The following is a 13,474-nucleotide window of genomic DNA, read 5'->3' as shown; positions in this document are numbered from 1 at the left end:
AATAAAGGCAGAAGTATATATGTCAGAAGTAAAAAACAAATCTGGTTCAAAAGCGAAAGTAATCGGTTTTGTAGCAATTATAGTCGCGGTGTTCGGTGCATTTCTCTATGCGCTTGAAGGAGGAACTGAAAGTACCAACCAGACCATGGTTGGAGAACCTGTACCTGAGTTTTCTCTTCAGTCACTACACGATGAAACCCAGTTATTAAATAATTCATCTATTCCATCAAACAAATATAGTCTGATAAATGTCTGGGCAGAGTGGTGTGCTGCTTGTAAATCAGAACACGGATATTTGATGGCTCTTAAGAACCGAGGTGTTGATATCATTGGGCTGAACTATCGTGATGACAGAAAAGCCGCGCTAAAAATGATCGACGAACTCGGTAACCCCTATAAGCATATCTTATTTGATCATCGAGGTACGTTAGCCCTGGACTTAGGTGTCATTGGTGCTCCTGAAACTTTTCTAATCAGCCCTGAAGGAAAGATACTGACTCGCTTCAGCGGTGTTATCGATCAAAATATTTGGCAGCAGAAGTTTGAACCTTATATCGAAGAGGAGATGTAATGGGTAGTTTCCTAAGGGTAGTGATCTCATGTCTTGCTTTATTGCTGTCTATGCTTTCTCACGCAGAGAGCAACACACAGGACAACACCATTTTTTACGACAGCAATAAAGAAATATCGATTAAGGCCGATCTTTTTGAGTTTGACAGTGAAGAACAACGTAAACGCTCCATCGATTTGGCGAGGCAATTACGCTGTCCTCAGTGCCAGAACCAAAATCTGATCGAATCTAATTCACCTATTGCGAAAGACTTGCGCCTGAAAGTATTTGAGATGATGAAAGAGGGGAGTTCTGAACAAGAGGTTGTTGAGTATATGACTCGCCGTTTTGGTGATTTTGTTCTGTATGATCCTGTGGTCTCTCCTAAGACATATACTGTGGTTTTTGCCTATATTAATCCTTATTGGTGGTGTTGCATTGGCAGCTAAAGCAGTGAAAAGAAAGCCAAATCAATAATATCCACTTTTATTTTAAGGTTGAACCTATGCGGTTTTGTTATACTATAACAAAACCGTTTATTGATTAAGCTATTGAATTCTTATCGCTGAGTCCCAATCTACGGTGTATTCTCTAAAATATATTCTCTAAAATAGATCAAGTAAGTGCAGCCCAATGTTTGCTGTACAACATTAGAAAGTGAGCAAAAGTTATGGCGGAAGTCCGTGCCAGAGTAGATTTGAAAGTTGGATTAAAAAGTAATATTGATGCTGAAATCCTTTCATTTACCGATCTTCAAAGCGACAAAGAACATGTTGCGTTAATTTTTAAAGCTGCTGATAAGTCTGATCAGATCCCTCTTGTTCGTATGCATTCAGAGTGTTTAACCGGCGATGTGTTTCATTCTTCTCGCTGTGACTGTGGTGAACAACTAGAAGAAACCATCAACAAGATGGGGGAGCAGGGCGGTATTATTCTTTATCTTCGTCAGGAAGGTCGCGGTATCGGTTTGTATAACAAGATAGACGCTTATCGCTTGCAGAGTGAAGGTATGAACACCTATGAAGCTAACAACCACCTTGGTTTTGGCGATGATTTGCGTGATTTTACCGACGCGTCACTTATGCTAAAAGCGTTGGGACTAGATAAGATCAGGCTTATTACTAACAACCCGAAAAAGATAAAAGACCTAACTGATCTTGGCATTGAAATCGAAGAGGTAGTTAATACTTCTGCTCATGTTAAACATGGCAATGAAAGCTACCTAAAAGCTAAGGTTTCTCACGGAAAGCATAAGCTCGATATCAAGTAAATTTGTAAAAGATTGATTAAAAAAACCTCACCTGTGTGAGGTTTTTTTGTTTATGGCTTGAAAACCAAATGCAAATAGATATTATTTGCAAAGCGATATGATAATGATTCGCATATACAATAAATATATATTTGCTCAACAAGGACAAGCCAATGACAATTTATCGCAAAGCGATTGCGCCAGTAACCATGGCCATTGCTCTGAACAGTGGTGCAGCATTCGCTGCGACAAAAGTAACGCAGCAGCAGGTGGTCGAACATTATACGGATATTGCTCATGCAGTATTTAGTGATGCTCTGGGTACTGCTAAGGCGCTGGATACGTCGATCGACCAATTTCTTCAATCCCCTTCAGAAAAGACACTCCAGCAGGCTAAGAAAGCATGGTTTGACTCGCGTGTACCGTATCAGCAATCAGAAGTCTTCCGTTTTGGAAATGCAGTTGTAGACGACTGGGAAGGTCAGCTAAACGCATGGCCACTTGATGAAGGTCTGATTGACTATGTATCCGGTGATTATCAGTACGAACTGGGTAATGAAGGTGCCAAAGCCAATATCATCGCCAATGAGTCTATTCTTGTAGGCAATGAGAAAATTGATGCACAGACAATTACTCCTGAGCTGATTGCTAACCTCAATGAGGTAGGTGGCTCAGAAGCTAACGTTGCGTCAGGTTATCATGCAATTGAGTTCCTGTTATGGGGGCAAGATCTGAATGGCACTAATGCTGGTGCTGGTAATCGTCCATATACTGATTTCCTTACTGGCTCTGAATGCACAAATGGTTATTGTGAACGCCGTCGTGAGTATCTAAAAGCCGTGTCTCAACTACTTATTCAAGATCTTGCATGGATGGCGAACCAGTGGGCACCAGGCATTAAAGATAACTATCGCGCAGAGTTTTTGGCGGACACAGCAGAAAACAACCTTCGTAAAATGATGTTTGGTATGGGGTCACTTTCTTTGGGTGAACTAGCGGGAGAGCGCATGAAAGTTGCTCTGGAAGCGAACTCAACGGAAGATGAGCATGATTGCTTTTCTGACAATACTCACAACTCTCACTACTATAACGAGCAGGGCATTTACAACGTTTATACCGGTCTTTACTTGAGAGCCGACGGAACACTATTGTCTGGCCCGAGCATCCATAACTTAGTTAGCCAGAAAGACGCAGCAGCGGCTAAAGCGATTCAGAAAGATTTCGATCTGGCTCGTGCTCAGTTAGGTACTATCGTTACTTCTGCAAACGCTGGCGTGCATTTTGACCAGTTAATAGCTTCAGGTAATCAGTCTGGTAACGCTCTTGTTAACGATGCGATTATGGCTCTGGTTCAGCAAACAGCTTCTATTGAAAAAGCAGCATCCATAGTTGGTATTGATAGCCTGAATCCTGATACCGCTGATCACGAATTCTAAAATAAGAACTATAAAAAGTAGCCCTCTGCAGAGTCAGAGGGTTTAACTAATGGAAGCAATATGAAGAAAAGTAGTCTGTTATTTGCGTTGATTTTGGGTATTACTACCTCATTTGCATCAAACGCATATGATGTTGCATCTGGCGGTAAGACCAGCGTGAAAAAAGAGGGGGCTAATGCCTTTTCTCTACCAGCTAACAACCTGCCTTTAAGCAAAAGATTGGATTTTAGTGTCGGAAATAGTTTTTTCCGTAACCCCTGGGTTGAGGCTCCGGCTTCTACAGATGCAAGAGATGGTCTCGGTCCGCTGTTCAATACCAATGGTTGTCAAAACTGTCATATAAAAGATGGCCGGGGACATCCGCCAGAAGCAGGTGACCAAAACGCAGTTTCAATGCTGGTTCGATTAAGTATTCCTGCAGTAACACCTGAACAAAAAGAACAACAAAGAAAAGATGGTGCGATTCCTGAGCCTGTCTATGGTGGCCAACTGCAAGACTTTGCTTTGCCAGAAGCGACTCCGGAAGGACAGATCAAGATTAGCTATCAGGATGTCGTAGTACGCTTTAATGATGATGAGAAGGTAACGTTAAGAAAACCTACTCTGAAAATCGACAACCTTGGTTATGGTGAGATGCACCCGGAGACCATGATGTCTGCACGAGTAGCTCCTCCTATGATTGGACTTGGTCTACTAGAATCTATTCCGGAGTCGACAATTCTTGCTATTGCAGAAGAACAGGTGAAGTCTAGTGACGGCGTAACGGGAAAAGCGAACCGGGTTTGGGACGCACAAAAGGGTGATTACTCTTTAGGCCGGTTCGGCTGGAAAGCAGGACAGCCGAATTTGATGCAACAAAACGCAGCGGCATTTAATGGCGACGTTGGTATCACTAGCGCACTATTTAGCAACGAGAACTGCACTGTAAATCAAACAGTCTGCTCTGAATTGCCTAATGGCGGCGATATAGAGGTTAGTGAAAAGATTCTTAAATTCGTTGAATTCTATTCTCAGCATCTGGCCGTTCCAATCAGGCGAAATGTCAATGCTCCAGAGGTTAAGTTGGGTCAGAAAATGTTCCAGCAAGCGGGCTGTGAGTCCTGCCACCGCACTAACATTAAAACCGCCAAAAGAGAGGGCTTGCCAGCTCTATCAGAACAGCTGATTCATCCTTATACCGATATGCTTCTGCATGATATGGGGGAAGGGTTAGCGGATAACCGTCCAGAATACCTAGCTAGCGGTAACGAATGGCGTACACCGCCGTTGTGGGGAATTGGCTACACAGAAGAAGTCAACGGTCATACATATTTCCTACATGATGGACGTGCCAGAAATCTGATGGAAGCTGTCCTGTGGCATGGTGGTGAGTCGGAGCTTTCTAAACAGAAAGTGTTGGCGATGAGCAAAAACGAACGGGATGCGCTGATTGCATTTTTTGAATTCATTGTAGGAGGCAAAATGAGCAATAGTTTTAAGGTACAAGGTTATTTTGTCGGGTTCCTATGCATGGCAACGGTTAGTTTTATGTCTAGCAGTTTTGCGGCAGACACCAGCGGTAGTCATCTGTCGCAAGGCGTATTTAAGGTGCAAAAGAGCTCGGCAGAGAAGTTTGCTAATGCAACAGTGAGACTGGAGTACGACTTTCAATCGTTCTGCAAAAACGATCTAAGTCTGGAAGATCTCAAGCAGAGCTGGCAGAGTGCGACACACTCGTGGATGTATTTACAGGGTCAGGAAAGAGGCCCTGACGCCGCCCTTGAGAAAAGCTGGAGTATTCAGTTCTGGCCCGACAAGAAAAACACAACAGGCAGAAAAATGTCTCAGCTAGTGAGCAGAAGTGAAGATATCTCAAAAGAACTTATAGCCAAAGAAAGCGTGACAGTTCAGGGTATCGGAGCAGTTGAGTGGCTGTTGTATGATAGTGGTTCTCCAATTGTCTCCAACATAGAGAAAGCATGCGAGCTAGGTGTTTCTATTACCCAAAATTTAAGCCACAACGCATCAGTTATCGAGAATGCGTGGCAAGAAAATCCCTGGATGGAGCTCACTGAACAGCAATGGCACTCGGAATATCTGGCACTGCTTTCAAACCAGCTTGATTACAGCATGAAAAAGCTAAGTAGGCCAATGGCCAAGCTAGGCAAGCCAAAGCCATATTTTTCTGAATCATGGCGTTCACAGATTTCCATGGCAAATCTAAAGTTCAACATCGATTCACTTGAAGCCGCATATTACGCAAAAGGTCATGGGCTTGATTCGATATTAAGAGCGAAGGGGCATCCAAGTATTGCCGATCGTATTCAGAATCAATTTGCCACCATGCAAGCCACATGGCCTGAGCAAGCTAGCTTATTCAGTATGCTTAAAACCAAAGAGGATTATAGAGAAGTACTGGCGCAATACAATAAGCTGGACTACCTGAACTACCTTATTCATGAAGAGGCTGCAATAGCTCTCGGTGTTGTAGTGGGGTTCAATGCAACCGATGGTGACTGATTTAACCAGACGAAAGTTATTAAAAGCTGCATTATTGGGAACATCTGCCACTTTTGGGCTACCAGCAAATGTATTCGCATCAACAGGTGATCAAGAACCTGCTTTGATAGGGTGCAGTATTAAGAGTAACAACCGTTGTTCCGCTGTAGTCGCTACGAAAAAGGGCTTTCCTATTCGAATGATACCACTGCCAGAGCGTGGACATGGTATCGCCATAAACAAGGCAAAGGGCATTGCGGTAGCATTTGCCAGAAGGCCAGGTAGTTATTTTCAGCCATTTAACTTCCATTCTGGAGAATCACTACCCATCAAGGTGTCTGAGGGTGGGCGTCACTTTTATGGGCACGGCGCTTTTTCAAATGATGGAACTCTGCTTTATACAACAGAGGGTGACTCAAACAGCAATGGCCTGATTGGGGTTTATGATGTCGATGCTGGCTTTAAAAGAGTGAGTGAGTTTTCAGGATTTGGTGCTGGACCACATGAACTGATTGTGCTGCCAGACAACACGCTTGCTGTTGGAGTTGGCGGTGTCAGGACGAAAGGCCGGGTTCCGGTAAATCTGGATACTATGGAGCCAAGCTTAAGCTACATCAGTGAAGATGGAGAAGTGATAGAGCAGGTTAAACTAGCAGACCATAAGTTGAGTATCAGGCACCTTTCATCTGTAGGGAATGAGTTTGTGGTGTGTGGGCAGCAGCACAGGGAGAGCCTGACGACTACCCAGCGCTCATCGGTATTCATAGAAGAGGTGAACAGATCAAGCTGCTCAACGCAGAGCCTGAAGAGTGGGCTCGCTTTAATCACTATATTGCAAGTGTTGCCGTTATCGGGGATTCGCTTCTGGCCACGTCACCAAGAGGGAACTGTTATGGTATTTGGTCGGTGTCCAGGAATGAGCTTATTGAGTTGGACTTTCTGCCTGACGCTTCCGGTGTGGTAGATCTTAACGATCAATTTGTCGTTAGCTCTGGTTCTGGAAAAGTCATTGCTCGTGATGCAGAACAAATTGAACAAAATATGAACACTGGCATTCAGTGGGATAATCATTGGTCGGCAATTTAAAAATATTTCCTTATCCGTCATTACTATGAAATCCATTCTTTGCCATACTTGAGTATATGCAGTTGGCGGGGTATGCGTGTGAAAAAAGGTTGCCTGTTTTTACTAACAATAATAATTTCATTTAATGTTCTGGCTTTTGAAAAGTTCTATGAGATGGGCTGGGTTGCGCCCGATAGCCCTCTTGATGTGTCGTTACAGAATAAGCAAAAGCTAACCAGCATTTATCAAGCTCAGGGTTACCAGCTTATCTGGTATAACCCTGAGGCTGCTCAGCGTTTTGAAGAGCAACTTTCGCTTTTGCATTATTCCGAGATCAGCCCTTATTTCTCTTTCCGCTATAAAAAACTAAAAGAGTATCGCGAGAGCCATATGATGTTCGACTACGACCTACTCGCGACCGATACTCTGATAAGTTATGTTTCGTATTCTAAATCTGCGCAAGAGCAGGGTAATAACTGGTATTTCAACGGGATGGTAGAGCTGCCATTAACGGGCTTTGTGAAAAATGATCTGACGTTTCTTAGTAATGTCGTTAGCAGCAGCGCGTTAAAAACTACATATCCATGCATGCCCCTGCGAACTTTGAGTTTTATCTGCGTGCTATAAGCCAGTTAAAAAATTACCAACAGAACTCATCTCAGGGTAACTATATTCAGCATGGGATTAAGAAAAAAGGCGATAAACTTTCCGAGAAAGATAAAGTGGCTTTAATTGCTAAACTATCAGCAGTGGGTTTGCCGGTGCAGAGCATTGATGTCGGCAACAACCTTTTTGATGCTCAGCTTTCTCTGGTGGTTAAAACTTTTCAGAAACAGCATGGCTTGAAATCGGACGGCGTGATTGGTGCTGATACATTGTATTGGTTGAACCTTCCCGTGGAGGAAAGGATCAGAATTCTGGCCCTGAATTCTGAACGAACAAGAATGATGCCTAATGAGAGGGATTCATTGATTGTAGTGAATGTCCCTAATTTCCGAATGTCATACTGGCATGATGGCAAGCCAGTTTTCCGTTCGAAAGTGATTGTCGGTAAGAGATCCAGAAAAACACCTCTGCTTGATGTTCGGCTTGATTCTATGATCATTAATCCAACCTGGAATGTACCAAAGAAACTGGTATACAAAGATATCTTGCCAAAAGTGAAGCGTGACGTTAGTTACCTGGAAAAAATCATTTCAAAGTATTAAAAAATGGGTATTTCGGCGAAGAGGTAGACCCGGGCTCCATTAACTGGGATGAAGTTTCTGTTCACAAGTATTTCCCGTACCAACTTCGACAGGACTCTGGTTCTCGGAATGCATTAGGGCGCTACAAGTTTAATACACCTAACAAGAAGGCGATTTATCTGCATGATACACCTACCAAATATCTTTTTGATAGAGAGAGTAGGGCATTTAGCTCCGGTTGTATCCGGGTTCAACACGCGGATATGTTTGCCGATGTACTGCTTAAAACGCAGGGAATAGATTCAAATCCGGCTGAATACGTCCAATCTGACGAGAAGAGATTGATTCCTATGAAAAAACCTATTCCGGTTAAAATTGTGTATCAAACAGCATGGTATCAGTCGGGGTATATCAACTATCGTAAGGATATTTATAACTACGATTCGGGTGTTAAGGCGCTGGCCAAAACTAAATGATAGAACTATTGACTGACTAGAACTTGTACGGTAGATTTTTTCTCAAATCATTTATCATACAAGTTTTCGAGGTTGCTCCTTAATGCTAAGCAGAAGACACTTCTTAAAGCTAACAACAGGAAGTGTTGCTTTGGCTTCTTTATCACCACTCGTATCCGTCGCATCTCCCTATAAGAGCTCAGAACCCAAAGAGATCTCTTTAAGTAACTTACATACTGGCGAAAAGTTAACCACAGTTTATTTTGACGGTAAACAGTTTGTGGAGGAGGCTCTGAATGACATAGACCATATATTCAGGGATTTTCGCAAGAATGAAGTGATGCCTATTGACCGACGCTTGCTGGTAAAGCTTGATGCAATCCAGAACAAGTTGGGTATTAATAAGGAAATTCAGTTGGTGTCCGGGTATCGTTCGCCTGCAACAAACACCATGCTACGCGAAAAATCGACACAGGTAGCAAGCAAAAGCACTCATACTCAGGGCAAAGCACTGGACTTCTATTTTGAAGGTGTGGATTTAAAACACATCCAGAAGGCGGCGTTGAGCTTAAGTGCGGGTGGTGTTGGACGCTACAAGCACTTTGTTCATATTGATACTGGTAGAGTAAGAAGCTGGTAACCAGTTTTGCGTCGTAACTTGTATTGTTCTCCGAGCAATGTCATAGTTTTGCTCAAATTAAAATTATCGAGTTATTGAAATGAGTCTTAAATACCAAATCGTCCCGGTGACCTCTTTTTCTCAGAACTGTTCTATTGTCTGGTGCGATGAAACCATGAAGGGGGTCGTTATTGATCCAGGCGGTGATGTCAAACAGCTTGCAATGCTTATTAAAGAGCTGGGAGTCGAAGTGGAAAGCCTGCTACTTACGCACGGTCACCTCGATCACGTGGGTGGAACAGAGCCTCTGGCTGATGAGTTAAGTGTTAAGATTTTGGGGCCGCATAAAGACGACAATTTCTGGCTACAAGGCCTTGAAGGGCAGAGTCAAATGTTTGGCTTTCCTCTGACTCGTGCATTCGAACCCTTCCGTTGGCTAGATGAAGGCGACGAAATCACATTTGGTCATCAGACTTTAAAAGTGATTCACACTCCAGGACATACTCCGGGACATGTCGTTTTCTATAGCGAAGAAGCGAAAACTGCATTTGTAGGTGATGTACTATTTAATGGCGGCATTGGCCGAACAGACTTTCCTAAAGGTGACTTCAATACTCTTATCGCTTCAATCAAGCAAAAACTATGGCCACTAGGTAATGACGTCGAGTTTATCCCAGGACATGGCCCTACCTCTACATTTGGCCGTGAGCGTGTAAGCAATCCGTTTGTAGCCGATGAAATGCCTCTTTACTAATGAGCAACCTTGACTACCGAACGATCTCTTGATGATATGGCCCATCCAGGTGTGATGGGTTTTTGTTTGCGTATATATTGCTCAACTGGCCGCAATTTTTGTGATTTGACGGTTATTAACTGTTCAATCACTACTAATAACCCTATTTTTTTGGTATAAAACCGCCTTTCGATTTTTTACCACTGCCTTTTGCAGTGAACAAAGGAACATTTTGATGAGACTGGCTCATAAACGTAAAGTGCAGATGAAACTGCAAAAACGTATTAAAGCGGTTGTAGGTAACAAGCTTGCAGCACCTGTAGTAACAGCAAAAGAGACAAACAAAGTAGAAGAAGTTGCTGTGAAAACTCCTGAAGCAGCTGTAAAAGCGGTAAAAACTGTCGATATCGCACTAACGCCAAAACAGCAGCAAGTATTGGATATCGTGGTTAACAACCCAGAAGGTATCAACCCTAAAGGTATCGGTCTTGAAGCCGGTCAGGAAGATGCAAAAGCAGCATCCTGGGCAACTGGCGCACTTAAGAAATTATTAGAAGAAAATCTTGTAGAAAAACAGCAACTAGCTGGCAACAAGGTTATCTACAAAGCGCTGTAATTAAAACCGCGTAGAGAAAAATCATAAAGCGTACATATCATTTAAGTTGGTATGTACGCTTTTTATTTATTGGCTAGTTAGGCTGTGGCTACTTCTTTCTCTTTCGGACGTTTTGGTGTTCGATCCTGACTTAAAAGAACACCAAAAAAGATAATCCCAATAGCTATCCACTGTGTTGAAACTAACCGCTCACCAAGCAATAGCATAGAGAAAACTAAAGTAAATGCGGGGATCAAATTAATATAACCCGCAGAAGTAGACGCTTTAATATTGGAAAGAGAATAGTTGTACAGCCCATATCCTCCCAAAGAGACGACTAAGCCTAAATAAATAATACTGCCAATAGCGTTGATGGAAATCTCGGCTGGCCAACCTGAAGCCAGTGCCAGCGGCAAAAGAAAAACGTACCGACAAAGCTTTGGAGCGCGGTTAAGACAAAAGCCGAATAACGTTGGATCAGATGTTTGATTAGTAGTGTGTAACCTACGGCCATCACCATAGCTCCAAACTCCAGCAAATTACCCAACACCGGATTAGGTGCCTGCTCGCTTTCTGTGCCACTAAGTGTCATCCATACCACGCCTATCACGGCAATAAACAGTCCCGCCCATTGACGTAGTGTATTACGTTCCTGTAAAAGGAAATAAGCGGCAACCGCCACCATTAAAGGTAGCATTGACGTAATCATTCCGGCCTGACCAGCACTGGTGAAACGTATCGCCTGAGCTTCGAAAACAAAATACAAACAGGGCTCGAACAATGTCATACCTATCAGGAGCTTCCAGTCACCCGTCTGATAGTTTATACCGTGACGAATCCATGGCCACATCGCGAGAAAAGCCAATGAACCAACGCCCATTCGCAAAAACCACGACCATTGGAGCAACTTCACCAATGGCTACTTTTAAAGCAATAAAGGAAGTCGCCCAGATAACAACGGCAGTTAGTACCGCTAGGTGGGCTTTTAATAACGCGCGATTCATCTAAGAACTTCTAACCTCTCTTTTCATAAGGAATATCCTGATTTCCTATACAGAGCAGTGTAATCCCGAAATAGATATGAAGGTAGTGTAATTTACTCATTCAGCTGATGAATTGTATACATGAAGCAAAACTCAACTTCTTATCTTTAGGTTGTTGTGGTTTACTGCTGTATTCGAAGATATACGCATAAAGGATTAAAGGAGCAAGATATGGATATTTCTCTGAGAAAAGCAACGCAGTCTGATGTTGAATTTCTTCCAGAGTCTTAGGCTGACGACAATGATCAGTTACTTAAAAGACGCAGGTTGGCCTACAGATCCTAACGCAATTCATGAGCGGGTAATGCTCGATTTTAACTACGCCCATATTGTTGAGGTAGGAGGTGTTTCTGCCGGCTTGTTTAAGTTTAAATATCTCGAAGAGCTAAACCAGTGGTATGTAGTACAGATTCAAATCCATTCAGATTTCCAAGGCAGAAAGATAGGAAGTCGTTTGTTACTCGAGCTAATAGCGAAAGCGAAGGAGAACGGAGCGAGCGTTGCTCTAGGGGTATTAAAAACAAATCCAGCGCAGAATTTATACTACCGACTAGGTTTTGAGAAGGTTGGAGAGACTGATGCTGAATATAACCTTGAGTACCATAACTGCAACTCCGTCATAGAGAATGGGTAGCAATATAACAACCCATTCTCTATTTCCTAATTCGATATTCGCTTATTTTGGCATCGACTCGAATTCCATTATGAATGCGTAGGTGCGACCCGGAAGACGGTCATAACCGTAGGTGCCAACTGCATCCATATAGTCGCCCCAGGTTGGGACGGGCAAGTTCATTTCGCCAAAGCCCATAATACGTTGACCGCTTCCCGAGTCGTTTGGCTGGTCATTCGGACGTGGATCTTTATCGACTACACCATCATCAAGGTTAACTGCCCAGTTGCTGTAGACCCACTTCTCGCCACTTAGCCAACTCCAACCACCTGCTGGCTCTTCTGAACCTTCTGGTTGGTAACCACCCAGGAATGGCCCGATGGTGATTTCATAGTGGTTACGTTGGCTTTTCCCCTCGACGTAGGCCGGGAATTTCCAGAAGTACTTCATGTTGTTCACCATCTCAAAAATGAAGCTGTTCTCTTCTTCAGAGGTGATGGAAGCCAGGTAGCCACCAGCGTTGTCGGCCAGATATGCTGCCTGGAACCAGTTCAGGTTACCATCTGGCATATATACCACCTGATAATAGTGAGTGTTACCATCTGGAAACGTAAAGGTTTTAACTTCCTGTTTCTCAAGTTTTAAATCTTTTGGTAACTCATTCCAGCCAAAGAAGGCGTATTTGGTGTCGAACTTAAATTCAACGCCATTGATGGTCACTTTATCCATCGTCTTTATGCTTGGGTCTATGCTAGGTTTAGGCCCCATTCCCGGACCACGCATGCTCTCTTTGGTTGGCGCTTCTGCCAGAACAATCACACCGTCGCCGTTTTTGTCGAACATGTTGAAGTCTTGATCCGGACCTTTAAACTCGTCTCGGGTGACCTTGCCGTCGCCGTTAGCATCTTCAATGTCCATAAAGGCCTGGGTGATATTCTCGGCATTCATCCACGGTGCTGCTGCCAGAGTAATACCTATTTGGGACATCAGAATTGGCAACGCAATTGCGCTAGAAAGTATTTGTTTCTTGTCCATATTGTTTCTCATCTCTGCAAGGATTTGTTTCGTACATGAAATATTTACAGGCTTACTAATACAGCCTGTATCAAATTGATGAGAAGAATATCAGGTGGTATGTAGCGATTGGTTTAGAACTGGTGTAGAGGATTCAATTATGTCTGCTTGAATCACAGTGTGTTAATAAGTTGGTGGTGAATTTGTAGTGCAAGTAACTACGTAGAAATCAGATGTAAATTGTATGGTTAAATTCATAAATGGTTTTAAAACAATGTGTTAAGTATAAACATTGTAAATAACCTACGTATTAATACTTAATACTAAAGTCGTGCGTAATGTGAGATTAGAATTAGTACTCAGTGTTCATGCCGATACTTTTCTCGACTCAAATCGTCCATTGTTATAACGCCTCGTAAGGAACCCTATAACAAAGG

General features: G+C 43.0%; 15 protein-coding genes and 3 pseudogenes. 14 read left to right on the top strand and 4 right to left on the bottom strand.

Annotation, left to right across the window (positions count from 1 at the left end):
* Positions 1–19 precede the first annotated feature (19 nt).
* The 13 genes and pseudogenes from P7F88_RS19970 to P7F88_RS19910 all read left to right on the top strand — a co-directional run bounded on the left by P7F88_RS19970 (position 20) and on the right by P7F88_RS19910 (position 10,388).
* Positions 20–571, top strand: coding sequence for a DsbE family thiol:disulfide interchange protein (locus tag P7F88_RS19970; RefSeq protein ID WP_277827626.1), 552 nt, complete (start codon positions 20–22; stop codon positions 569–571).
* Positions 571–1,027: pseudogene (locus tag P7F88_RS19965) on the top strand (cytochrome c-type biogenesis protein). The gene P7F88_RS19970 and the pseudogene P7F88_RS19965 overlap by 1 nt, the downstream one beginning before the upstream one ends.
* Before the next feature lie 193 nt (positions 1,028–1,220).
* A complete protein-coding gene (locus tag P7F88_RS19960; protein WP_277827624.1) occupies positions 1,221–1,820 on the top strand; it encodes a GTP cyclohydrolase II in 600 nt (199 codons plus the stop codon).
* A 152-nt stretch (positions 1,821–1,972) separates the two neighbouring features.
* On the top strand, positions 1,973–3,235 hold the full coding sequence (locus P7F88_RS19955; protein ID WP_277827622.1) for an imelysin family protein: 1,263 nt from the start codon (positions 1,973–1,975) through the stop codon (positions 3,233–3,235).
* A gap of 60 nt (positions 3,236–3,295) precedes the next feature.
* Positions 3,296–4,672 (top strand): annotated as a pseudogene (locus P7F88_RS19950) (di-heme oxidoreductase family protein); the annotation flags it as partial.
* A gap of 24 nt (positions 4,673–4,696) precedes the next feature.
* On the top strand, positions 4,697–5,734 hold the full coding sequence (locus P7F88_RS19945; RefSeq protein WP_338405580.1) for an imelysin family protein: 1,038 nt from the start codon (positions 4,697–4,699) through the stop codon (positions 5,732–5,734).
* Positions 5,715–6,799, top strand: a pseudogene (locus P7F88_RS19940) (DUF1513 domain-containing protein). Before P7F88_RS19945 ends, P7F88_RS19940 begins: the two are co-directional and overlap by 20 nt.
* 78 nt (positions 6,800–6,877) lie before the next feature.
* On the top strand, positions 6,878–7,405 hold the full coding sequence (locus P7F88_RS19935; RefSeq protein WP_277827620.1) for a L,D-transpeptidase scaffold domain-containing protein: 528 nt from the start codon (positions 6,878–6,880) through the stop codon (positions 7,403–7,405).
* Positions 7,363–7,986, top strand: a complete 624-nt coding sequence (locus P7F88_RS19930; RefSeq protein WP_277827618.1) for a L,D-transpeptidase family protein — start codon at positions 7,363–7,365, stop codon at positions 7,984–7,986. The genes P7F88_RS19935 and P7F88_RS19930 overlap by 43 nt, the downstream gene beginning before the upstream one ends.
* Before the next feature lie 38 nt (positions 7,987–8,024).
* Entirely contained in the window at positions 8,025–8,441 is a 417-nt protein-coding gene (locus P7F88_RS19925) for a L,D-transpeptidase family protein (RefSeq protein WP_277829236.1), read from the top strand.
* Positions 8,442–8,523: 82 nt separating this feature from the next.
* Positions 8,524–9,060 (top strand): peptidoglycan L,D-endopeptidase MepK, encoded by a 537-nt coding sequence (gene mepK, locus P7F88_RS19920; protein WP_277827616.1) that lies wholly within the window; start codon positions 8,524–8,526, stop codon positions 9,058–9,060.
* 79 nt (positions 9,061–9,139) lie between these two features.
* On the top strand, positions 9,140–9,793 hold the full coding sequence (locus tag P7F88_RS19915; RefSeq protein ID WP_277827614.1) for an MBL fold metallo-hydrolase: 654 nt from the start codon (positions 9,140–9,142) through the stop codon (positions 9,791–9,793).
* Positions 9,794–10,007: 214 nt separating this feature from the next.
* Positions 10,008–10,388 carry a MarR family transcriptional regulator gene (locus P7F88_RS19910; protein WP_277827612.1) on the top strand — a complete coding sequence of 127 codons (381 nt, stop codon included), beginning with the start codon at positions 10,008–10,010 and terminating at the stop codon, positions 10,386–10,388.
* A 77-nt stretch (positions 10,389–10,465) separates the two neighbouring features.
* Here P7F88_RS19910 and P7F88_RS26505 read toward each other — a convergent pair whose 3' ends face one another.
* From P7F88_RS26505 to P7F88_RS19900, 3 genes are read right to left on the bottom strand one after another with little or no spacing between them, the layout of a single operon-like run.
* Positions 10,466–10,783 carry a DMT family transporter gene (locus P7F88_RS26505; protein WP_422128288.1) on the bottom strand — a complete coding sequence of 106 codons (318 nt, stop codon included), beginning with the start codon at positions 10,781–10,783 and terminating at the stop codon, positions 10,466–10,468.
* Positions 10,711–11,217 (bottom strand): DMT family transporter, encoded by a 507-nt coding sequence (locus P7F88_RS19905; RefSeq protein ID WP_277827610.1) that lies wholly within the window; start codon positions 11,215–11,217, stop codon positions 10,711–10,713. The genes P7F88_RS26505 and P7F88_RS19905 overlap by 73 nt, the downstream gene beginning before the upstream one ends.
* Positions 11,174–11,371: a hypothetical protein gene (locus tag P7F88_RS19900; protein ID WP_277827608.1), complete on the bottom strand. Its 198-nt coding sequence runs from the start codon at positions 11,369–11,371 to the stop codon at positions 11,174–11,176. The genes P7F88_RS19905 and P7F88_RS19900 overlap by 44 nt, the downstream gene beginning before the upstream one ends.
* A gap of 280 nt (positions 11,372–11,651) precedes the next feature.
* On the opposite strand from P7F88_RS19900, the gene P7F88_RS19895 reads away from it, so the two are divergent.
* The gene (locus P7F88_RS19895) at positions 11,652–12,044 is read left to right on the top strand and encodes a GNAT family N-acetyltransferase (RefSeq protein ID WP_277827606.1); all 393 of its coding nucleotides are present in this window, start codon (positions 11,652–11,654) and stop codon (positions 12,042–12,044) included.
* A gap of 42 nt (positions 12,045–12,086) precedes the next feature.
* Here P7F88_RS19895 and P7F88_RS19890 read toward each other — a convergent pair whose 3' ends face one another.
* The gene (locus P7F88_RS19890) at positions 12,087–13,058 is read right to left on the bottom strand and encodes a hypothetical protein (protein WP_277827604.1); all 972 of its coding nucleotides are present in this window, start codon (positions 13,056–13,058) and stop codon (positions 12,087–12,089) included.
* Positions 13,059–13,474 lie beyond the last annotated feature (416 nt).

This window comes from Vibrio hannami (genome assembly GCF_029589055.1).
Classification (GTDB): Bacteria; Pseudomonadota; Gammaproteobacteria; order Enterobacterales; family Vibrionaceae; genus Vibrio; species Vibrio hannami.
This window is presented reverse-complemented; position numbering and strand designations above follow the sequence as displayed.